The organism is Methanobacterium alkalithermotolerans, from assembly GCF_018141185.1.
Taxonomy (GTDB): domain Archaea; phylum Methanobacteriota; class Methanobacteria; order Methanobacteriales; family Methanobacteriaceae; genus Methanobacterium_F; species Methanobacterium_F alkalithermotolerans.
Map to the genome: position 1 here is coordinate 1,838,944 of NZ_CP058560.1, position 19,420 is coordinate 1,858,363.

At 38.0% G+C, this 19,420-nt stretch carries 29 protein-coding genes and 1 pseudogene; 28 read left to right on the forward strand and 2 right to left on the reverse strand.

All coding sequences use genetic code 11. The annotated features are described in order from the left end of the window. Window positions 1-17: 17 nt before the first annotated feature. Both HYG87_RS09105 and rtcA read left to right on the forward strand, forming a co-directional pair. Window positions 18-1,190 (forward strand): TIGR03576 family pyridoxal phosphate-dependent enzyme, encoded by a 1,173-nt coding sequence (locus tag HYG87_RS09105; RefSeq protein WP_211532854.1) that lies wholly within the window; start codon window positions 18-20, stop codon window positions 1,188-1,190. 42 nt (window positions 1,191-1,232) lie between these two features. After that, window positions 1,233-2,246, forward strand: a complete 1,014-nt coding sequence (gene rtcA, locus HYG87_RS09110) for an RNA 3'-terminal phosphate cyclase (protein WP_211532855.1) — start codon at window positions 1,233-1,235, stop codon at window positions 2,244-2,246. Between the two features lie 118 nt (window positions 2,247-2,364). On the opposite strand, the gene HYG87_RS09115 is transcribed toward rtcA, so the two are convergent. Together HYG87_RS09115 and HYG87_RS09120 are read right to left on the reverse strand one after the other, a co-directional pair. Continuing rightward, window positions 2,365-3,339, reverse strand: coding sequence for a biotin--[acetyl-CoA-carboxylase] ligase (locus HYG87_RS09115; protein WP_211532856.1), 975 nt, complete (start codon window positions 3,337-3,339; stop codon window positions 2,365-2,367). 23 nt (window positions 3,340-3,362) lie between these two features. Beyond that, window positions 3,363-4,847, reverse strand: coding sequence for an acetyl-CoA carboxylase biotin carboxylase subunit (locus tag HYG87_RS09120; protein ID WP_211532857.1), 1,485 nt, complete (start codon window positions 4,845-4,847; stop codon window positions 3,363-3,365). A gap of 399 nt (window positions 4,848-5,246) precedes the next feature. Here HYG87_RS09120 and HYG87_RS09125 point away from each other — a divergent pair, with 399 nt between their 5' ends. The 26 genes and pseudogenes from HYG87_RS09125 to HYG87_RS09250 all read left to right on the forward strand — a co-directional run bounded on the left by HYG87_RS09125 (window position 5,247) and on the right by HYG87_RS09250 (window position 19,375). Next, on the forward strand, window positions 5,247-5,903 hold the full coding sequence (locus tag HYG87_RS09125) for an METTL5 family protein (protein WP_211532858.1): 657 nt from the start codon (window positions 5,247-5,249) through the stop codon (window positions 5,901-5,903). 263 nt (window positions 5,904-6,166) lie between these two features. After that, window positions 6,167-6,979 carry a putative RNA uridine N3 methyltransferase gene (locus HYG87_RS09130; RefSeq protein ID WP_211532859.1) on the forward strand — a complete coding sequence of 271 codons (813 nt, stop codon included), beginning with the start codon at window positions 6,167-6,169 and terminating at the stop codon, window positions 6,977-6,979. 44 nt (window positions 6,980-7,023) lie between these two features. Next, entirely contained in the window at window positions 7,024-8,034 is a 1,011-nt protein-coding gene (gene rpl3p / locus HYG87_RS09135; RefSeq protein ID WP_211532860.1) for a 50S ribosomal protein L3, read from the forward strand. Between the two features lie 26 nt (window positions 8,035-8,060). Further along, a complete protein-coding gene (gene rpl4p / locus HYG87_RS09140; RefSeq protein ID WP_211532861.1) occupies window positions 8,061-8,843 on the forward strand; it encodes a 50S ribosomal protein L4 in 783 nt (260 codons plus the stop codon). Between the two features lie 34 nt (window positions 8,844-8,877). Then, window positions 8,878-9,138 carry a 50S ribosomal protein L23 gene (locus tag HYG87_RS09145; protein WP_211532862.1) on the forward strand — a complete coding sequence of 87 codons (261 nt, stop codon included), beginning with the start codon at window positions 8,878-8,880 and terminating at the stop codon, window positions 9,136-9,138. A gap of 47 nt (window positions 9,139-9,185) precedes the next feature. Next, a complete protein-coding gene (locus HYG87_RS09150; protein WP_211532863.1) occupies window positions 9,186-9,911 on the forward strand; it encodes a 50S ribosomal protein L2 in 726 nt (241 codons plus the stop codon). A gap of 22 nt (window positions 9,912-9,933) precedes the next feature. Next, entirely contained in the window at window positions 9,934-10,344 is a 411-nt protein-coding gene (rpsS, locus tag HYG87_RS09155) for a 30S ribosomal protein S19 (RefSeq protein WP_211532864.1), read from the forward strand. Window positions 10,345-10,356: 12 nt separating this feature from the next. Next, complete coding sequence (rplV, locus tag HYG87_RS09160; RefSeq protein WP_211532865.1) at window positions 10,357-10,818, forward strand: 50S ribosomal protein L22; 462 nt, start codon at window positions 10,357-10,359, stop codon at window positions 10,816-10,818. 6 nt (window positions 10,819-10,824) lie between these two features. Beyond that, window positions 10,825-11,592, forward strand: a pseudogene (locus HYG87_RS09165) (30S ribosomal protein S3); the annotation flags it as partial. Between the two features lie 190 nt (window positions 11,593-11,782). Continuing rightward, window positions 11,783-11,989: a 50S ribosomal protein L29 gene (gene rpmC / locus HYG87_RS09170; protein ID WP_211532867.1), complete on the forward strand. Its 207-nt coding sequence runs from the start codon at window positions 11,783-11,785 to the stop codon at window positions 11,987-11,989. After that, entirely contained in the window at window positions 11,990-12,325 is a 336-nt protein-coding gene (gene yciH / locus HYG87_RS09175) for a stress response translation initiation inhibitor YciH (protein WP_211532868.1), read from the forward strand. A gap of 7 nt (window positions 12,326-12,332) precedes the next feature. After that, window positions 12,333-12,614, forward strand: coding sequence for a ribonuclease P protein component 1 (gene rnp1, locus HYG87_RS09180; RefSeq protein ID WP_211532869.1), 282 nt, complete (start codon window positions 12,333-12,335; stop codon window positions 12,612-12,614). A gap of 11 nt (window positions 12,615-12,625) precedes the next feature. Continuing rightward, entirely contained in the window at window positions 12,626-12,946 is a 321-nt protein-coding gene (locus tag HYG87_RS09185) for a 30S ribosomal protein S17 (protein WP_211532870.1), read from the forward strand. Window position 12,947: 1 nt separating this feature from the next. Next, a complete protein-coding gene (locus HYG87_RS09190; protein WP_211532871.1) occupies window positions 12,948-13,346 on the forward strand; it encodes a 50S ribosomal protein L14 in 399 nt (132 codons plus the stop codon). 10 nt (window positions 13,347-13,356) lie between these two features. Continuing rightward, window positions 13,357-13,710 (forward strand): 50S ribosomal protein L24, encoded by a 354-nt coding sequence (rplX, locus tag HYG87_RS09195; protein WP_211532872.1) that lies wholly within the window; start codon window positions 13,357-13,359, stop codon window positions 13,708-13,710. Between the two features lies 1 nt (window position 13,711). Next, window positions 13,712-14,440 (forward strand): 30S ribosomal protein S4e, encoded by a 729-nt coding sequence (locus HYG87_RS09200; RefSeq protein WP_211532873.1) that lies wholly within the window; start codon window positions 13,712-13,714, stop codon window positions 14,438-14,440. Beyond that, on the forward strand, window positions 14,441-14,947 hold the full coding sequence (locus tag HYG87_RS09205) for a 50S ribosomal protein L5 (protein ID WP_211532874.1): 507 nt from the start codon (window positions 14,441-14,443) through the stop codon (window positions 14,945-14,947). It begins immediately after the preceding gene. A 10-nt stretch (window positions 14,948-14,957) separates the two neighbouring features. Further along, window positions 14,958-15,101, forward strand: a complete 144-nt coding sequence (locus tag HYG87_RS09210; RefSeq protein ID WP_211532875.1) for a 30S ribosomal protein S14 — start codon at window positions 14,958-14,960, stop codon at window positions 15,099-15,101. A 19-nt stretch (window positions 15,102-15,120) separates the two neighbouring features. Continuing rightward, the gene (locus HYG87_RS09215; protein WP_211532876.1) at window positions 15,121-15,513 is read left to right on the forward strand and encodes a 30S ribosomal protein S8; all 393 of its coding nucleotides are present in this window, start codon (window positions 15,121-15,123) and stop codon (window positions 15,511-15,513) included. Window positions 15,514-15,521: 8 nt separating this feature from the next. Beyond that, entirely contained in the window at window positions 15,522-16,055 is a 534-nt protein-coding gene (locus HYG87_RS09220; protein WP_211532877.1) for a 50S ribosomal protein L6, read from the forward strand. A 31-nt stretch (window positions 16,056-16,086) separates the two neighbouring features. Then, complete coding sequence (locus tag HYG87_RS09225) at window positions 16,087-16,413, forward strand: 50S ribosomal protein L32e (RefSeq protein ID WP_211532878.1); 327 nt, start codon at window positions 16,087-16,089, stop codon at window positions 16,411-16,413. Between the two features lie 309 nt (window positions 16,414-16,722). After that, on the forward strand, window positions 16,723-17,169 hold the full coding sequence (locus tag HYG87_RS09230) for a 50S ribosomal protein L19e (RefSeq protein WP_211532879.1): 447 nt from the start codon (window positions 16,723-16,725) through the stop codon (window positions 17,167-17,169). Between the two features lie 11 nt (window positions 17,170-17,180). Next, a complete protein-coding gene (locus HYG87_RS09235) occupies window positions 17,181-17,762 on the forward strand; it encodes a 50S ribosomal protein L18 (protein ID WP_211532880.1) in 582 nt (193 codons plus the stop codon). Between the two features lie 2 nt (window positions 17,763-17,764). After that, complete coding sequence (rpsE, locus tag HYG87_RS09240) at window positions 17,765-18,412, forward strand: 30S ribosomal protein S5 (RefSeq protein ID WP_211532881.1); 648 nt, start codon at window positions 17,765-17,767, stop codon at window positions 18,410-18,412. A gap of 11 nt (window positions 18,413-18,423) precedes the next feature. Next, a complete protein-coding gene (rpmD, locus tag HYG87_RS09245; protein ID WP_211532882.1) occupies window positions 18,424-18,882 on the forward strand; it encodes a 50S ribosomal protein L30 in 459 nt (152 codons plus the stop codon). A 55-nt stretch (window positions 18,883-18,937) separates the two neighbouring features. After that, the gene (locus HYG87_RS09250; RefSeq protein WP_211532883.1) at window positions 18,938-19,375 is read left to right on the forward strand and encodes an uL15 family ribosomal protein; all 438 of its coding nucleotides are present in this window, start codon (window positions 18,938-18,940) and stop codon (window positions 19,373-19,375) included. The last annotated feature ends 45 nt before the right edge of the window (window positions 19,376-19,420 follow it).

A 19,420-nucleotide genomic window follows, 5' to 3' on the forward strand; every position in this document is an offset into this window, starting at 1 on the left:
TTACAGGTAGACTTAACATGCTTATTAAAACTAATTTAGATGAAGTAAAAAAAAGGGAAACTGCTCTTTTTTTTATTAATGAACATATCCAGAAAAATGGTCGCAGGGATTTATATGATTTAACTGGTTTATCTGGAGCATATTTACTAAAAAAAGAGGATTTTGAAGTTTTAGAAACCTATGTGGGTCCGGCCGTATTTGAAAAAATGCTGGATGAATATGGAAAGACCCATTTAGGTGGAGAAAAAATTTTAGGATTTAATCGCACCAGTGCAGGTATTCTGGCTACTATTTTAGCACTGGTTAAAAAAGATAGTACCGTGGTTCACTACCTCCCTGAACTACCTTCCCATCCTTCTATCCCTCGCAGCACCCGGCTGGTGGGGGGGCATTATCTGGAATTTGATAATTTAAAAGATTTTATTTTACCCGAAAACACCTCTCTGGTGGTCATAACCGGATCAACCATGGATCATAAGGTGATTTCTGAGGAAGAATTTAAGCAAATAATTAAAAAAGCCCATTCTCATCCCGGGGGCAAAATTCCAGTGCTGGTGGATGATGCCTCAGGAGCAAGGTTAAGGACTATTGTTTTCAATCAACCTTCTGCTATGGACTTAGGTGCTGATTTAGTAGTAACCAGCACCGATAAACTAATGGACGGACCCCGAGGCGGTCTAATGGCCGGTAAATCGTCTTTAATTGATGAAATCAAATCAAAAGCCCATCAATTTGGTTTAGAAGCCCAGGCCCCTCTAGTTGCAGGTATGGTAAGAGCTCTGGAACAATTCGATCCAGAGAACATATTAAATTCCCTGGATAAAAAGAAAAAATTAAAAAAATTACTAAATCAAGAATTTGAAGGATTTAACGAAACTCCTACCGGAGTGATGATTTTACCCCGGGATATAGCTTTAGAACTGGAAAAAAGAAATATTGATACCCTTTTAAGTCCTGATGATCTATCCTTTTTATGGGCTATGATTTTATTAAAAGAATATGGAGTTATCACCATACCTGCTGTGGGGATGCCGGGTGCTTCTCCTACACTTAGACTGGATATGGCTTCTTTTGATGGAAAAAAATTGGAATTAAATGAAATAAAAAATATTTTAAAGGGCTCCTTTAAAAAATTGGAAATAATAGCTCCCCACATAGATAAATCTAAAGACATTCTTTTTAAAAAATAGATGATTCATATCCCACTAATTTTTTTTAAGGGGTTATTTTTTTTGATAGAAATAGATGGTTCTTCTGGCGAAGGAGGAGGAGCAGTGGTTCGAATCTCTGCTGCCCTGGCTTCTCTTACTTCTAAAAAACTTAATATAAAGAATATAAGGGCCCAAAGACCTCGTAAAGGCCTTTCATCCCAGCATTTAATGGCACTAACTGCCCTCTCCTGGCTATGTAATGCAGAATTTCAGGGTTTTCATACAGGTTCTGAGGAAATTTTTTTTTGTCCAGGCAAATTAAGGGGAGGGAATTTGGAATTAGATATAAAAACTGCGGGAAGCATGGCCCTGGTATTACAGGCATTTATGATACCCGCACCATTTGCCCCTAAAAAAGTAGAAATAACTCTAAAAGGAGGTTCTGATGTTAGATGGGCCCCACCATTCGATTATCTAAAATATATTACCCTGCCTATTTTAGAACTAATGGGATATAAATGTGGGATAGAGCTAATTCAAAGAGGTCATTACCCTCGTGGAGGTGGAATTTTAAAAGCTGAAATTTTACCTGTAAAAAAATTAAATCCTTTAAAAATTTTAGAACCTGAAATTGACTCCATTAAAGGAATTTCTCATGCCACCAACCTTCCCCTACATGTGGCTGAAAGGCAAGCTTTAGCTGCTCACAAAATTCTTGCTAAAACGGGTTACGAGGTGGATATAGCAGTAGAACATAGCACCAATAATTTATCCCCTGGTTCGGGTATTGTGGTCTGGGCCCAGGGAAATACTCGCATAGGAGGAAATGCTTTAGGAAAAAGAGGTAAATCTGCTGAAAAAGTTGGCGAAGATGCTGCTAAAAATATACTATATTCTCTGGGAAGGGAAGCCACTTTAGATAATTATATGGGAGACCAAATTATTCCCTACATGGCCCTGGCAGGCGGGTCCTGTTTTAAGATTCCCACTTTAAGCTCCCATGCCCGTACCAATATACAACTGGTTAAAAAAATAACTGGGAAAGTTTTCAGGGTACACCCCCGGGAGGAAGTGGTGGAAATTAGTACAAAATGAGAAAATTATAGGGGAATATAAAGAATTGTTTTTTAACTGACAACCATTTCCCTAAAAAAAAAAATTAAATAGATGACTTATTTTTCTCTAAGCCCAGGAATAAAAAATAAATATCCTATTATTTTTCAATATGTATACATTCTCCCGATATTACTTTACGGAGTGTATTATCATCTAATTCTAAAATAAGGGCTCCGGTGTTGGTTATGCCTATTGCTTCCCCTCTTACAATTTTTCCCAGCCTTTTTCTTACTTCCACATAACTACCAATGGTGGTGGATAGATTTCTCCAATCATTGAGAATATCAGGGAAATTACCTGATTTAAATTCTTCGTATGTTTCTTCAAATATCTTAGATAGGCTTTGAACCAGTTTCACACGATCTATTTCCTCTTCTAGTTCTTTTTTTAAGGAAGTGGCCAGGTGAACCACCTCTGAGGGGAAAATTTTAGTATCTACATTGGCATCAATTCCAATACCCACCACCACATAATCCACGGTATTGAATTTAGCATTTGCTTCGGTTAAAATTCCACAAACCTTTTTGTTTCCAATAAGAATATCATTAGGCCATTTGATTCCCACATCCAATCCAAATTCCTTTTTAAGAGTTTTTGCAACAGCAACTCCGGTCATTAAGGTGAGTTTAGGGGCATCAGCCGGGGGTATATGGGGCCTTAAAATAGTAGACATCCATATTCCACCTTCAGGAGAAATCCATTTTTTACCCCTTCTGCCTCTTCCCCTACTTTGTGTTTCCGCAATGACCATGGTTCCTTCTTCTGCTCCCTTTTCCGCCAGTTTCTTAGCCATATTATTGGTGGAATCAACTTCAGAGAAATAATGTATTTCACGACCAATGTATTTGGTTTCCAGATCTCTTTTTATCTCAAAGGGCAATAATAGGGTGGAAGACTCTTTTAATCTATATCCTAAATTGGATGAAAAATCGAATTGATATCCTAATTCTTTTAATTTATCTATATTGGTTTCTACTTCTTCTGGAGAAATGTCTAAATTGGAAGCAAGTTCCTCATGAAAAACATATTTTCCTTTATTTTTATGGAGAATATCTAATAATTTTTCCTGCATGCATTAATCCCCCTTTTAATAGTTCATTTTTTAGAAGTTTGAACAGATTTCATGTACGATCCCACCGCCGCAGATATGGCTGCCACTTTTTTTCCAGGTAAGAATGTGGATTTTAGACGGTTTTCCATTTCCTTATCTTGTGCTATGACTTTCTCCATGTTATCCTGTATGCCTTTGTGGTGTTCATCCACAAAATGGGTGTTAAGCCTTCCTTGTTGGAATGCTTCATGGTTCATAATGGCTTTATGGAAGGGAATGGTTGTTTTTACACCTAATATCACATATTCTCTCAGGGCACGTTTCATACGGTTTATGGCATCATTACGGCTGGGGCTCCATACAATTAGTTTGGATATCATGGAGTCATAAAAAGAGGGTATGGTGTAATTCATGTAAACCCCACTATCTACTCTTACTCCAATCCCTCCAGGAGATCGATAACCAGTTATTTTACCCGGGTTAGGAGCAAAGTCTGACAGAGGATCCTCAGCATTTATCCGGCATTCTATGGCATGCCCATTCACTTCAACCTCTTCCTGGGAACAGCAAATTTCATTTCCAGCCGCAATTTTAATTTGTTCTTTAACCAGATCCACATTGGTGATAATTTCTGTTATGGGATGCTCCACCTGGATTCTGGTATTCATTTCCAGGAAATAAAAATCTCCATTGGAATATAAAAATTCCACAGTACCTGCATTAGTGTAATCAATGTGTGTAGCAGCTTTAATAGCAGCAGAACCCATTCTTTCTCTAAGATCTTCGGTCATGATAGGAGATGGTGCTTCTTCAATTAATTTTTGATGTCGACGCTGTATGGAACATTCCCTATCTGCCAGGTGTATGGTATTTCCCTGTTCATCCGCCATTATCTGAAATTCAATATGCCGGGGTTCTTCCAGATACTTTTCAATATAAACGGTGGAATCTCCAAATGCAGATGAAGCAACAGATTGGGTAGATTCTATGGCCCTTACCAATTCATCTTCTTCATAAACAGTTCTCATCCCAATACCGCCTCCTCCAGCTGAGGCCTTAACAATTACCGGATAACCAATTGATTCTGCTATTTTTATCCCTTGATCTATGCTGGAGATTCCTTTATCCGTACCGGGTATCACTGGAACATTTGCCGCGCGCATAAGTTTTTTAGAGGTTATTTTGTCTCCCATGGCTTCTATAACTGAACCTTTGGGCCCTATGAGTTTGATACCATGTTTTTCACATTCTTTACCTAAATTAGAGTTTTCTGCTAAAAAACCATAGCCGGGGTGGATGGCATCTGCTTTTGACTTTTCAGCTATATCTATAATTTTTTCAATGTTCAAATAACTCTCGGAAGGAGTTGATTCGCCTATATGGTATGATTCATCGGCGTATTTAGCAAAGAGAGAAGTTTTATCTGCATCAGAGTAAATAGCAACACTATCAACCTCCAACTCACGGCAAGCTCTCATTACCCTTATGGCTATTTCGCCTCTATTGGCTACCAGGATCTTGTCAAACATTTCTTGTTCTCCTTTTTCTAGTTAGGAATTATTTCATTATTTTATAAATTCTAAAAGAACTCATTATTTAAAATAAGTTTTCAGGGGACTGTTTACCATTCTTTAAATACACTCATCACGTTACTTTTAGTTATATATATTCAATTTTTATCTAATTAATATTATATATGACTCCTTAATAATTTGCTCTTGCTATAACGGCTTATTGATTAATATTAATAAAGCCCCCTAGTATCAAATCATAAGTTACTTCCCCATCATTATATTAATTAATAGTACTTGATTATTGAAAATTGATCTTTCCTTAAAAATTATTTCAAATTGAGTACTATCCTTAGATTGGTAATGAATGAATCCTCAGATTATCATCCTCTAATAGGCATAAAACCAGGAGATAAAATGAATTCCAGTCCAAAGATTATTAAAAAGAAAAAACATCTGGAAATGGCATTGCAGAATATTCCCGGCCATATTAACCCCAAGGTAGAATTAGAACAGTATTCCACTCCTTCTATTATTGCATCAGATGTATTATGGAATGCATTTCGTTTAGGGGACATAAAGAATAAAAAAGTTGCAGATTTAGGATGCGGGACCGGAATTTTTGCAAAAGGCACTGCTCTTTTAGGTGCCCGCCTGGTTTGGGGCATGGATAAAGATAGGGAGGCCATTGAAAAAGCCAGAGAAATTTCTAAAAAAATGTCCTTACAGGATATCATTACCTACACCTCCCTGGATATTCATGATATTTCCCGGGATTTAAACAACAAATTTGACACAGTTATACAGAATCCTCCTTTTGGATCCCAGTCCAGATCAAAAAGGGGAGCTGATAGGGTTTTCATGGAAAAATCGCTGGAACTATCTCCGGTAGTATATTCTTTTCACATGGCTGAAACTGAGAACTTCCTGGAAAAATACTGGAATAAGTTAGGGTCAATAATTACCCATAAGTTTTATTATCACTTTCCACTACCCCAAATCTATCATTTTCATAAAAAAGAACTTAAAGACATAGAAGTTATAGTCTTACGGGTTGAAAGAAACAGAAACTAATTTTAAGATTATTAACTATTTATATGAAGTTAATTTAGTTTTGTCTGATTTTCAATCGTCATATTAACTGCTTTAAAGAAGAACATTAAACAGAAACTTTAAATACCATATTAAACTACATTAACTAACCTACATTCTAGTAAGAGTATTGGTATGCAGCATGAGCTGCCCGGTATTATATTTGATATATAATACGGTGTTAGAAAGTTTGCCTAGTTGGAACTATAGCAATATTTATAACCTATGAAAACAAATAGTGGAAGATGAATACAAGGCATTTATCACTTTTCATCCCGGATTCACTAACCGCGGAGACAAAAGATCTAAAGTTAAAAACATATAAAGTGGGCTTAATTGCTAGATCAGCGGCTATATTCAGGGCGAAACGGGTTGTAATTTATAAAGACGATGCTGATCCCGATGAGGCAAACTTCATCAGGGATATTCTTACTTATATGGATACACCTCAGTATCTTCGAAAGAAGGTCTTTCCTATAAGGAAGGAGTTAAAGCATGTGGGTATTCTCCCACCACTTAGAACTCCTCACCATCCTACAGGTACACCCGGCGAAGGCGATTTTAGGCAAGGATTGACTTTAAAAAGAACAAAGAAAGGAACCTTTGTTGATATAGGTGCTGAAAAACCTGCTTTTTGCAAGGAACAACTCACCGTAAATAAAGTGCTGAGCTTTAAAATAACCAAGCTGGGTAAAGAGATAATAGTTGACCCTGACCAACCAGATGACACATACTGGGGATATGAAACATTATCTACGAATAAAAATCTTCACCAAAGTTTAAAGTTAGTAAAACCGGAAGTTGTTGTGGCAACATCCCGTTATGGAAATCCTATAACTTCTATTTTAGATGAAGTAAAATCTAAGGTAAAAAAAGCCAATCATTGGGCTATTTTGTTTGGCGGTCCTTATTCCGGCTTACCCGATTACGTTTCCAGCCAGAATTTGGCGGATTTTGAGGTGAACATGGTTCCATCTCAGGGTACTCAAACCATAAGGACCGAAGAAGCGGTTTTATCTACTTTATCCATATTTAATTTGCTCTTAAACTTAGAATAATCAGGAAAAATGGAATATTTTGGAATGTAAGGAGGTTATATTAAATGGCTAGACATCACCAACCAAGAAAAGGATCAGTTGCATTTAGTCCTAGAAAAAGATCAGCCAAAGAGACACCAAGGATCAAGTCCTGGCCAAAGTCAGAAGAACAGGGTTTATTGGGTCTTGCTGGTTATAAAGTGGGCATGACTCACATTATGATGGTAGACAACACTAAAAATTCCCCTACTGAGGGAATGGAGATTGCTACCCCTGTAACTATTATGGAAGTACCACCTGTTTTTGTAATGGGTTTCCGTGCTTATGAGAAAACCAGTCGCGGTCTTAAGGCCCTGACAGATGTTCTCGCAGACAATCTGAATGAAGATCTTTCCCGGAAAATAAAACTTCCTAAAGACTATAATAAAGATAAATCACTGGCCAATATTCAGGAAAACATGGATTATGTGGTAGAAATAAGGGCTTTGATTAATACAAATCCCCGGGTAACCAGTGTACCTAAAAAGAAACCAGAGATATTTGAATGTGGACTGGGGGGTAAAACTCCGCAGGAACAATTGGATTTTGCTCTGGAAGTACTGGGCAAAGAAATCTCTGCCAGGGATGTTTTTGCAGATGGAGAACATGTTGATTCCATTGCAGTTACCAAGGGTAAAGGTTTCCAGGGCCCGGTTAAAAGATGGGGAATCAGAATTCAGTATGGTAAAGCTGCCCGAAGTAGTAAAGCTCGGCACGTAGGTTCCATAGGACCATGGACTCCTTCCAGGACCATGTGGACTGTTGCCCAAGCTGGTCAAATGGGATACCATAAAAGAACTGAATATAATAAAAAAATCTTAAAGATTGGAGATGCATCCGAAGTCGATGCAGTCAACCCTGATGGTGGTTTTATCAAGTACGGTCTGGTAAAAAATGATTATCTGATTATTAAAGGTTCATTACCTGGCCCTTCCAAGAGGCTCATAATATTAAGAAAAGCCATAAGGGCCCATGGAAAACATAATGACGCACCTCAGATTAATTATATCAGCACCGCATCTAAACAAGGTGTATAATTATTTTAACTTTAAGAGTGGTTTAAATGAAAAAAATTAAGGTTTATTCACTGGAAGGCGAAATTACAGAAGAGATTGAGTTGCCTGAAATATTCCTGGAAGAATTCAGGCCTGACCTTATTAAAAGAGCAGTGATTTCCGCACAGACCGCCCGAATACAGCCATGGGGTGCTAATCCTATGGCAGGTAAAAGAACTACTGCAAAATCATTCGGTGCTGGTAGGGGTGTGGCAATGGTGCCTCGTGTAAAAGGTAGTAGACATCCTGCAGCTTCTAAGGCTGCTTTTGTACCTCAAAGTGTTGGAGGTAGGAAAGCTCATCCTCCAAGATCTCAAAAGGTTCACCATGAGAAAATAAATAAAAAAGAAAGGAGATTTGCTATCCGTTCGGCAATAGCAGCTACAACCAATCAGGAACTGGTTGAAAATAGAGGCCACCGAATGGCCAATGTCCCTCAAATACCTCTGGTGGTGGATGATGAACTATGCAAAATTAAAAAAACCAGAGAAACCCGGGAAATATTCAAAAAACTGGGGATTATGGATGATGTAGTTCGAGCTAAAGAGGGTAAGAATATACGGGCTGGAAAAGGTAAGATGCGAGGTCGAAAATATAAATCACCTAAAGGACCACTAATAGTTGTTGGAGAAGATAAAGGCATAGGATTAGGTGCTAGAAACCACCCTGGTGTGGATGTAGTTTCTGTTGAAAATTTAAATGCTGAATTGCTTGCTCCAGGAACTCATCCCGGGCGATTGACCATTTTCACTAAATCTGCTGTAGAAAAATTAGGGGAGCTCTTTCAGTAGAGTTTAAAATATTTAGTAAAATAGGTGGGATAGTATGGATCCTTATGCAGTTATAGTAAAACCTCACATAACAGAAAAAAGCATGAATTTAATTGATCAAAATAATGAATTAACATTTGTGGTATTGAGAACCAGCAATAAATCTGCTATTCGGAAATCTTTTGAAGATCTCTTTGCAGTAAAAGTGGAAAGTGTTAATACTCAAATCAACTCCAAAGGCCTCAAATTAGCCTACATTAAACTGGCGGCCGAACACAAAGCGGAAGACATAGCAGTTAAAATGGGAGTATTTTAATTAAATAATTATTTAGATATTCTAAGTTTAACTTGGAGGAATAATAAATGGGAAAACGTTTGATTTCACAAAGGAGAGGACGGGGGACTCCTACTTACACCAGTGCTTCGCACCGTTTCAAAGGAAAAATTGAGTACCGCTCCTACGACGAACTCGAAAAAGAAGGTAGTTTGAAGGGTAAAGTAGTAGAAATAATGCATGACCCGGGAAGAAGTGCACCGGTGGCCATGGTTAAATTTGAAAATGGTGAAAAAAAGCTCATTTTAGCCCCGGAAAGTATACAAATTAATGATGATATTGCCTGTGGAATTTCTGCACCAATAAGTCCGGGAAACTCATTACCTATTGGAGAAATTCCAGAGGGTACTCCTGTTTACAACATTGAAAATAGACCTGGAGATGGTGGCAGATTTGTTAGATCTTCAGGAACTTATGCTTCTTTAATCACTCATGACGTGGATAAAGCAGTTATTGAACTTCCATCTGGTGAATTAAAATCATTTAATCCCCAATGCAGAGCTACAATAGGTGTAGTTGCTGGTGGAGGAAGAAAAGAAAAACCATTCCTCAAAGCAGGTAATAGATACCATTCCTTAAAAGCAAAGGGTAAAAAATGTATGACCGTTAGAGGAGTGGCTATGAATGCAGTAGATCACCCTCATGGTGGTGGAAACAGACAACACCCCGGACGGCCTACAACTGTATCCAGAAATGCTCCACCAGGACGTAAAGTTGGTTCAATTGCAGCAAGAAGGACAGGGAAGCGTAGATAAATAAATATTAGGAGGTGGCTGATTGGCACGTAAAGAATTTAAATATCGCGGATACACTTTAGAAGAACTTCAGGACATGCCACTGGACAATGTAATACAAATATTACCATCCAGACAAAGGAGATCCTTAAAAAGAGGATTTTTACCCCGGCAGAAAAAAGTGTTGGAACGAATACGAAAATTGAAAAAAGAGACAAATAAAGGTGGTAGACCCCAGATTATTAAAACTCACTGCAGGGACATGATTATCCTCCCTGAAATGGTGGGGATGACCTTTGGAATTTACAATGGTAAAGAATATGTGCAGGTACAGATCCAAGCGGAAATGATTGGATCTTACTTTGGGGAATACGCACCAACCAGACAGAAAGTTCAACATGGAGATCCCGGAATGGGAGCTACCAGATCATCTATGTTTGTACCTCTCAAATAAGGAGAATGAACAATGGCTAAAATTAATTACGCTTTCAAAGAAGACGATAAGGCCAAAACAGCCAAGGCAATTGGAAGAGCTCTCAAAATATCACCTAAGCACGCTGTTGAGATATGCAGAGAACTTAGAGGAATGAAACTGGAAAGAGCCAAAGTTTATCTTGAAGAGGTAATTCAGATGCAAAAAGCTGTTCCCTTCAAAAGACACAATAAAAAAGTAGGTCACCGTAAAGGATTGAAAGGCTGGCCTACTGGTAGATATCCAGTTAAAGCTGCAGGCCATATATTGAAGGTCCTGGAAAACGCGGAAGCCAATGCAGAATACAAAGGATTGGACTCTGAAAACTTGAAAATTATGCACATTTCCAGCCACAGAGGATTTGTTATTAGGGGCTGGACTCCCCGAGCTTTTGGAAGAGCAAGTCCATTTAATACTCCCACCACTCATGTGCAGATAGTTCTTGGGGAGGCTTAGATTTACATGATAGAAAAAGATTTTGTCACAGAAGGTCTTAAACGAACAAAAATCGACGAATATCTAGAAAGTGAACTCGAAAGAGCTGGATATGGTGGAATGGAAGTTCAAGTTACTCCCTTAGGTACTATGGTAGTAGTTTATGCTGAAAGACCAGGTATGGTTATTGGAAGAGGCGGAAAAACTGTCAGGGGAATAACTCAAAACCTGAAAACAAGGTTTGAACTGGAAAACCCCCAGGTAGAGGTTAAAGAAGTGGGTGTTCCTGAACTTAACCCTAAGATCATGGCCCATAAAATTGCTTCCATGTTACAAAGAGGAATGCACTTTAGAAGAGTAGCCTATACTTCTCTTAGGAGGATTATGGGTGCAGGAGCCCAGGGTGTGGAAGTTACCATTTCTGGAAAAATAAGAGGAGCCCGATCTGCCACTGCTAAATTCAGTGATGGATACATTAAAAAATGTGGTGAACCTGCCACCCGATTTGTTAAGGAAGGATTTGCTACTGTACAACTCAAACCTGGTGTACTGGGAATTTATGTTCGTATTATGCCTCCAGAAGTTACTTTACCTGATAAAGTTGATATTCACCCTCCAGTTATGGAAGAAACCGTTACTGAAGTTGTAGAAGAAACAGCAGAAATAGTTGAAGTTGAAGAAACTGCTGAAGAACCCGAATTAATTGAATCTGAAGAGGAACTAGAAGAACTGGAAGAATCTTTAGATGAATTAGAAGAGGAAGTTGAAGCTGAGGAAGTTGCTGAATCTGAAGAGGTTGAAGAGGAAGTTGAAGTTGCTGAATCTGAAGAGGAAGTTGAATCTGATGCTGCTGAAGAGGAAGTTGAAGTTGCTGAATCTGAAGAGGTTGAAGAGGAAGTTCCTGAAGAAAAATCAGAGTCTGCTGAAGAAAAGGAAGAATCCTCTTAAATCTTAATATTCAATTAAATACTAAAGGGATGAAAAAATGGCGATTTTGAGAAGTAAAGAAATACGGGATATGGAACTTGATGAGATCCATAAAAAACTGGATGAACTCAAGGCCGAATATGCCAAAAATGTTTCTAAAAGTTCTGCAGCCGGAGTATATGAAAACCCGGGGAAAATTAAGGAACTTAAAAGAACTATTGCTCGTGTTCTTACCATCATTAATGAAAAAGAGAAGGAGACATAAATGAAAATCTGCGATGTATGTGGTCTTCCAGATGAACTCTGCGTCTGTGAAGAAATAGCACGAGAAGTTCAGACCGTTAAAGTATACACAGTGCGAAGAAGATTCGGAAAACTGATGACCATTGTAGAGGGCATAGATGAGCATGATATTGATATGAAGGAACTTACCAAAGAATTAAAAGCCAAATGTGCCTGTGGCGGTACTGCAAAAAAAGGCCAGATTGAACTTCAAGGGGATCATAAAAAGAGAGTTAAAGAAGTTCTGGCAAATATGGGCTTTTCTTCCGATACTATCGAAATAAGGGAGATAGATCGAAGGAGCAACAGAAGAAGATAATTACCATATGATAACTCCACATAACCTATTTCGTCATGAACTGATTGGTTTAAATGTTGAAATAGTTGAAAGCTCTCATCAAGGGCTGGTAGGAATTAAAGGGAAAGTTGTAGACGAAACTCGAAATACTGTTTGCCTGGAAAGGCCGGATGGTAAAGAGATTGTCGTTGCAAAAAGTACCTCACTTTTCCATTTTCGAATCCCGGAAGGATCAGTGGTGGAGATAGATGGGAAGGTTCTGGTAAGTCGTCCTGAAGATAGAATAAAAAAGAAATTTAGGAAAATTTAATTGGTGATAATATGGTTGGCATTGAAGTTCCAAAACCTGAATCCGAGTGTAATGATCCTAACTGTCCTTTTCACGGAACTTTACCTGTTAGGGGACAAATCCTGGAAGGCATAGTTACAAGTGACAAATCTGAAAGGACCATTACATTGGAAAGAAGTTTTTATAAATTCATAAGAAAATACGAAAGATACGAAAAAAGAAAATCAAAAATTAGCGCCCATTTACCTGATTGTATTCAAGTAAATATTGGTGACACAGTGAAAGTCGCAGAATGCAGACCCTTAAGTAAGACCAAGCATTTTGTGGTGGTTGAGGTAAAGGGAGAGAAGTGAAATGAAGGCTATAACATCTAATGTTGCCAAAGCACTACCCATAGGCGCTCGACTTCAATGTGTGGATAACACCGGAGCAAGAGAAGTGGAAATCATTTCTGTTAAAGGATATAAAGGTGTTCGCCGAAGACTGGATGTAGCTGGTGTAGGTGATATGATCATTGTATCTGTAAAAAAAGGATCTGCCGACATGAGGAAAGAAGTCATGACTGCGGTTGTGGTCCGGCAGAAAAAAGAATACAGAAGGGCCGATGGACTCCGGGTGAAATTCGAAGATAATGCTGCGGTTATTATAAGTCCAGAAGGAGTTATAAAAGGTTCAGAAATTAGAGGTCCAGTTGCTAAAGAAGCAGCAGACCGATGGCCGGGCATAGGAAGCGCAGCTAGCATTATTGTATAATGGTGATATTATGTCAAAACAGCCTAGAAAGCAAAGGAAATTCATTTATAATGCACCCTTACACATTCGCCACAAATTAATGAGCGTAACCTTAAGTCAGGACTTAAGGGAAGAACATAACCGCAGATCCATACCTGTTAAAAAAGGGGATACAGTCCAGGTTATGCGTGGCGATTTTAAAGATCACGAGGGAAAAGTGGAAAAGGTAGATCTTAAAAACTACCGGGTACTGGTAGATGGAGCTACCGTCCAGAAAGTCGATGGAAACCCTGTTTACTTCCCTATTCATCCATCTAATTTGAGGATTGTGGAAATGGACTTAAGTGATGATAAAAGAAATAAAATTATAGAGCGGAAGGGATAAAATGGCAAAAATGGGATCAAGAAAACACTTAAAAAGATATAAATCCCCTAAACATTGGCCTATTCACCCAAAAGAGGATAAATGGACGGTTAAGCCGGCTGCAGGTCCTCACTCAATTGAAAGCTCACTACCTCTATTAATTGTTATTAGGGATATTTTGGAAATTGCTGATAACTCCCGGGAAGCAAAGAGGATATTGAATAATGGTGAGATACTGGTTGATGGCCATGTTAGAAAAGATTACAAATTCCCTGTTGGTTTTATGGATGTAATCCAAATTCCTAAAACTGGAGGAAATTATCGAGTTTTACCAGATGAAAAGGGTAGACTGGTTTTACACCCCATACCTGAAGAAAATGTTTCATTTAAACTATGCAAAATTGAAGATAAGACCATCATTAAAGGTGGAAAAACTCAATTAAATCTTCACGACGGTAAAAACTGTTTGAGCGATGAATCATTCTCTGCAGGGGATGTAATTAACCTTAAACTACCTGAAAAAGAAATTAATGATGCCATTAAATTTGAAGAAGGCAACATTGGTTTAGTTACTGGTGGTAAACACATCGGTGAAATTGGTAAAATTAAAGAAATCATAATTACCAAATCAGCTCGACCTAACACGGCAGTTATTGAAACTGCTGAGAAAAAGACTTTTTTGACTTTGAAAGATTACGTTTTTGTAATTGGTAAAGAAGAACCTGTTATTTCACTTCCCGGAGGTAAATAGATGAACCCCATGGAAGAGGTAATAATATCCAAAGCCACCATCAATATTGGTGTGGGTGAAGCCGGCGAAGCTCTGGCTAAAGCTGAAAAACTTATAAATTCTATCACCGGTCAAAAATCTGTCAGGACTTTCTCTAAAGTTACTAATCCTGAATTCGGTATTAGAAAAAATCAACCTATTGGTTGCAAAGTAACTTTGAGGGGCGAAAAAGCAGATAAAGCTATTAAAATGGTTTTAGATGGTATAGGCAACAAACTCAAATCAAGGCAGTTTGATTCCCAGGGTAATGTTTCATTTGGAATAAACGAACATATTGATATTCCTGGAATGAGATATGATCCGGATATCGGGATATATGGTATGAATGTGTCTGTTACCTTTGAAAAACCAGGCTACCGTATAAAAAAAAGGAAAATCCAACGGAAGAAAATACCAGCTAAACACATGGTTACCAAGGAAGATACCATGAAATTTATGCAGGAAAAATTCCAGATTGAGATAATTTAAGGGTGAAATTATGCCAAGAAAATATGGAAAGGCATCCAGAAAATGTTCAAGATGCGGGGATCACTCTGCTATGGTTAGAAGATACGGGCTCATGTTATGCAGACAGTGTTTCAGAGAACTCGCACCTAAAATCGGATTTAAAAAATATAATTAGATAGGAAAGGTGTTTACTAATGACTCTTATGGATCCTCTTGCAAATGCCCTGACCAATATGAGAAACAATGAATTGCAGGGAAATGAAAGATGTAAAATATCTCCTGCTTCTAAATTGATCGGGCATGTCTTAAGGACTATGCAAAAAGAAGCTTACATCGGCGAATTTGAATACGTGGATGATGGTAAAGCTGGAAAATTTATAGTTGAATTGGAAGGAAATATAAACCAGTGTGGGGTTATAAAGCCCAGACACGCGGTTAAAAAGGACGAATTTGAAAAATTCGAAACAAGATACTTGCCAGCTAAAAATTTTGGAATTATGATAGTTACCACTCCGGAGGGTATAATGACCCATAAGGAAGCTAAAGAAAAAGCTATTGGTGGCAGACTACTGGCATACATATATTAGGTGATATAATGGTTCTAGGAGCTTTGATTCGGGAAGAAATAGAAATCCCGGAAGATGTGGAAGTCACCATCAATGATGAAGTACAGGTGAAAGGACCTCAGGGTCAGATCTCCCGTAAATTCGTCTACCCTAACATCACCATTAAAAAGGATGATGATAAAATCATCGTGGAATCTTCTTTTCCTAAGAAGAATGATAAAGCAATGTTGGGAACTATCCGCTCCCATATACGCAATATGATTACAGGGGTAACTGATGGTTTCAGTTATAATATGAAAATTGTTTATGCTCATTTCCCTATGGCAGTTAAAGTCACAGGAAACAATGTTACCATTGAAAATTTCCTGGGGGAGAGACATCCTCGTAAAGCTAAAATCGTGGGCACTGCTCAGGTTAAGGTCAAAGGTGAGGAAGTGGAAATTACCGGCATTAACAAGGAAGACGTGGGACAAACAATGGCTAACTTGGAACAGGCCACTAAAGTCAAGGGAAGAGATCCACGGGTATTCCAGGACGGCATATACCTTACTAACAAGGGATAAGTCCAGTTGTAAACTAATTTACGGTGATTTAATGAAGAAAAAATTCAAAAGACAGGAATATGCCAGGTACAAAAAACTTGGTCAAAAGTGGAGAAAACCCAAGGGAAAAACTAGTAAAACTAGGAGATACGAAAAGGGTAAACCTGCAATGCCTTCTGTTGGATACGGTTCTCCTAAAGATTCAAGGGGTCTTCATCCCTCTGGTTATCAGGACATACTCCTATGTAACATTAAAGAATTAGAGGACTTAGATCCAGAGTACCAGGCAGGAAGAATCAGCTCTACTGTGGGCAGAAGAAAAAAGGAAATAATGCTTGAAAAAGCTAAAGAATTGGGTATTAAAATATTTAACAAATAAATATAATTTGATAATACCATTCTTTATTAAACCCGATTTAAAACCATGATTGTGATAAAGAGGGGAGATAAAATCCTTAAAACTCATTTAATGGCTTTAATAATTAAAAGGAAATATCGGGAGTAATTGGTAATATAAAATACTCTTTGGAATTTAAAAATATCAAAGCAGGATTTATAATTTCCAATACATGAATGCAGAAATAATTTATTAAAAATCTGTGTTTCTATTAAAGGGAAAAAACTTGAAAACCATTAAAAAGGATTCAAGTGTTTTATCAGCTAAATGCTGACAAAGGAGGTTTCTTAAATGAATCTTACTACTCAGAAAAGATTAGCTGCGGATATTCTAAAAGTAGGGGTTAACCGGGTATGGATTGACCCGGAACAACTTGAAGAGGTATCACGGGCCATAACCAGAGAAAGTGTGAAGCAGTTAATAGATAACAAAGCGATCAAGGCTAAACCTCAAAAAGGGACAAGCAGTTTCAGATCAAAGAAAATTGCAGAACAAAAAAGCAAAGGAAGAAGAAAAGGAAGAGGTAGTATAAAAGGAGCTAAAGGTGCTAGAAGACCTAAAAAAGAAGCTTGGATGACTACCATAAGGGCCTTAAGAAAGGACCTTAAAGATATGAGAGATAAAAGGGAAATTAACAATACTACTTATCGTAAATTATATAAAATGGCCAAGGGTGGTGCCTTCAGAAGTAAATCTTACATGAAAACCTACGCCCGGGACCATGACTTGCTCAGGTAGGAGGGATTTATTTGGCACGCGGATCAAGATACAAGGTATCATTTAGAAGAAGAAGAGAAGGAAAAACAGATTATAAGGCCAGATTAAGCTTGATTGATATTGATAAATCACGTTTAGTTGTTAGAATAACCAATAACCATGTCATTGCCCAGGTTATTAATGTGGCTGAGATGGGTGATGAAACTTTAGTTTCTGCACATTCCAAAGAATTAGAGAAAATGGGATGGAAGGCTGGAACCAAAAATACGGCTGCTGCTTATTTAACCGGATACCTGTGTGCTAAAAAAGCACTCAGTAAGGGCATTGAATATGCAGTTTTAGATATTGGACTTAAATCATCCATCAGAGGATCCAAAATTTTTGCAGTATTAAAAGGTGCTGCTGATGCTGGTTTGAATGTTCCTCATGGGGAATCTATTCTCCCTGATGAAAGCCGGATTAAAGGTGAACATATTGCAGAATATGCACAATCATTGGATGATGAACAATTAAAGCAAAAATTCTCCCAGTATCTGGATAAGGGAATCTCACCATCTGATTTACCGGAACACTTTGAAGAAATTAGAAAGAAGATAGATGAGGCTGAGGTATAACTATGAACAATTACAAAAAGGAGGAATGGGAGCCAAGAACCAATCTAGGTCGTATGGTGAAAGAAGGAGTCATCAGTAATATTGATGAGATATTTGAAAAAGGACTCCCCATCATGGAACTGGGAATCATTGATACTTTACTCCCTGATCTGGAAGAAGAGGTAATGGATGTTAACCTGGTCCAGAGAATGCACAAATCTGGAAGAAAAGTAAATTTCAGGGTGATTGTTGCTGTGGGTAACAAAAATGGTTACGTTGGTTTAGGACAGGGAAAAGCCCGAGAAGTAGGTCCTGCCATTAGAAAAGCAGTTGACGATGCCAAATATAACATTATAAAAGTTAGAAGAGGCTGCGGTGACTGGGGTTGTGTTTGTGGAAAAGAACACACCGTTCCTTTCAAAGTTGATGGAAAAAGAGGAAGTGTTCGAGTAACTTTAATCCCTGCTCCAGGAGGAGTGGGATTGGCTATTGGGGATGTAGGTAAAACTATAATGAAACTGGCTGGTGTGGATGACGTATGGTCTGCTACCAGTGGTCAAACCCAGACCACAGTTAACTTTGCCAGTGCAACATTTGATGCCCTTAAAAAGTTAAGTAAAGTGAAGGCTCAGAAGAAAGATCTTAAAAACCTGGGTGTTTGTACCAGCTAAGCGGTGATATTATGTACGTAGCAATTAGGGTAAGAGGTGAAGTCGGTGTCAAAAAAGACATCGCAGACACCATGATGATGTTAAGACTCAACAGAATTAATCACGCCGTGTTAATTGATGATAATCCCAGTTATAATGGTATGTTAGTAAAAGCCAAGGATTACATCACCTGGGGTGAAATTGACCAGGAAACTTTAAGCCAGCTAATTCAAAAAAGAGGAAGAATTGTTGGTGGCGAAAAAATTACTGATGAGTATCTAAAAGAAAACACAGATTATTCTTCAGTGGAAGAATTTGCAGAAGCAGTTTTACAATCTGAAATAAAATTAGAGGATGCTAATATTAAACCTGTTTTCCGCTTACATCCTCCCAGGAAAGGATATGAAAACACTAAAACTTCTTTCCGGGAAGGTGGAAGTTTAGGATACCGGGAAAACCAGATAACAGAACTGGTTAACAAGATGGTTTAATCCTTTAATTATTATTCAAATTAATAAAGCCCCCACTAATAGGAGAGGATTTATCATGATTAGAAGAAAAAGGAAAATAAATAAAATGAGAGGCTCAAGAACTGTGGGCGGTGGCTGTTCTAAGAAGAGAAGAGGTGCCGGTAATCGCGGTGGAAGAGGACAGGCCGGAGGCCATAAACATCACTGGAGCTGGATAGTAAAATTCGATCCCCAGCATTTTGGAAAATACGGATTTAAAAGACCAAAAAGTGCTGTAAATGATGTTAATCCGGTTAATGTCAGTTATCTGGATGAAAAATCTGAAGAATTACTCCAAAAAGGCATGGCAAGTTCTGAAAATGATATGATTGTCATTGATGTAACTGAGTTAGGCTTTAATAAAGTTCTGGGTCAGGGTAAGGTTACCCGGGCTTTACTTATTAAATCCCCTCAATTTTCAGGATCTGCTGAAAAGAAAATCCAGGAAGCTGGTGGAGAAGCATTAACTCTCTAATTAGTTAACCAATTTTTAAAATTTTTTTGGCAAGGAGTGAAAGTA

Bases quoted from the DNA above. Each gene is read 5' to 3' on its own strand.
- HYG87_RS09120 (WP_211532857.1), bottom strand. From the start codon at position 4,847: ATGTTTGACAAGATCCTGGTAGCCAATAGAGGCGAAATAGCCATAAGG.
- yciH (WP_211532868.1), top strand. From the start codon at position 11,990: ATGAAAATCTGCGATGTATGTGGTCTTCCAGATGAACTCTGCGTCTGT.
- HYG87_RS09105 (WP_211532854.1), top strand. From the start codon at position 18: ATGCTTATTAAAACTAATTTAGATGAAGTAAAAAAAAGGGAAACTGCT.
- HYG87_RS09230 (WP_211532879.1), top strand. From the start codon at position 16,723: ATGAATCTTACTACTCAGAAAAGATTAGCTGCGGATATTCTAAAAGTA.
- HYG87_RS09225 (WP_211532878.1), top strand. From the start codon at position 16,087: ATGAAGAAAAAATTCAAAAGACAGGAATATGCCAGGTACAAAAAACTT.
- rpmD (WP_211532882.1), top strand. From the start codon at position 18,424: ATGTACGTAGCAATTAGGGTAAGAGGTGAAGTCGGTGTCAAAAAAGAC.
- rpl3p (WP_211532860.1), top strand. From the start codon at position 7,024: ATGGCTAGACATCACCAACCAAGAAAAGGATCAGTTGCATTTAGTCCT.
- HYG87_RS09185 (WP_211532870.1), top strand. From the start codon at position 12,626: ATGGTTGGCATTGAAGTTCCAAAACCTGAATCCGAGTGTAATGATCCT.
- HYG87_RS09250 (WP_211532883.1), top strand. From the start codon at position 18,938: ATGATTAGAAGAAAAAGGAAAATAAATAAAATGAGAGGCTCAAGAACT.
- HYG87_RS09125 (WP_211532858.1), top strand. From the start codon at position 5,247: ATGAATTCCAGTCCAAAGATTATTAAAAAGAAAAAACATCTGGAAATG.
- HYG87_RS09115 (WP_211532856.1), bottom strand. From the start codon at position 3,339: ATGCAGGAAAAATTATTAGATATTCTCCATAAAAATAAAGGAAAATAT.
- HYG87_RS09210 (WP_211532875.1), top strand. From the start codon at position 14,958: ATGCCAAGAAAATATGGAAAGGCATCCAGAAAATGTTCAAGATGCGGG.
- HYG87_RS09130 (WP_211532859.1), top strand. From the start codon at position 6,167: ATGAATACAAGGCATTTATCACTTTTCATCCCGGATTCACTAACCGCG.
- rpmC (WP_211532867.1), top strand. From the start codon at position 11,783: ATGGCGATTTTGAGAAGTAAAGAAATACGGGATATGGAACTTGATGAG.
- rnp1 (WP_211532869.1), top strand. From the start codon at position 12,333: ATGATAACTCCACATAACCTATTTCGTCATGAACTGATTGGTTTAAAT.
- HYG87_RS09150 (WP_211532863.1), top strand. From the start codon at position 9,186: ATGGGAAAACGTTTGATTTCACAAAGGAGAGGACGGGGGACTCCTACT.
- HYG87_RS09215 (WP_211532876.1), top strand. From the start codon at position 15,121: ATGACTCTTATGGATCCTCTTGCAAATGCCCTGACCAATATGAGAAAC.
- rplV (WP_211532865.1), top strand. From the start codon at position 10,357: ATGGCTAAAATTAATTACGCTTTCAAAGAAGACGATAAGGCCAAAACA.
- HYG87_RS09220 (WP_211532877.1), top strand. From the start codon at position 15,522: ATGGTTCTAGGAGCTTTGATTCGGGAAGAAATAGAAATCCCGGAAGAT.
- HYG87_RS09145 (WP_211532862.1), top strand. From the start codon at position 8,878: ATGGATCCTTATGCAGTTATAGTAAAACCTCACATAACAGAAAAAAGC.
- HYG87_RS09205 (WP_211532874.1), top strand. From the start codon at position 14,441: ATGAACCCCATGGAAGAGGTAATAATATCCAAAGCCACCATCAATATT.
- rplX (WP_211532872.1), top strand. From the start codon at position 13,357: ATGTCAAAACAGCCTAGAAAGCAAAGGAAATTCATTTATAATGCACCC.
- HYG87_RS09200 (WP_211532873.1), top strand. From the start codon at position 13,712: ATGGCAAAAATGGGATCAAGAAAACACTTAAAAAGATATAAATCCCCT.
- rpsE (WP_211532881.1), top strand. From the start codon at position 17,765: ATGAACAATTACAAAAAGGAGGAATGGGAGCCAAGAACCAATCTAGGT.
- rpl4p (WP_211532861.1), top strand. From the start codon at position 8,061: ATGAAAAAAATTAAGGTTTATTCACTGGAAGGCGAAATTACAGAAGAG.
- HYG87_RS09190 (WP_211532871.1), top strand. From the start codon at position 12,948: ATGAAGGCTATAACATCTAATGTTGCCAAAGCACTACCCATAGGCGCT.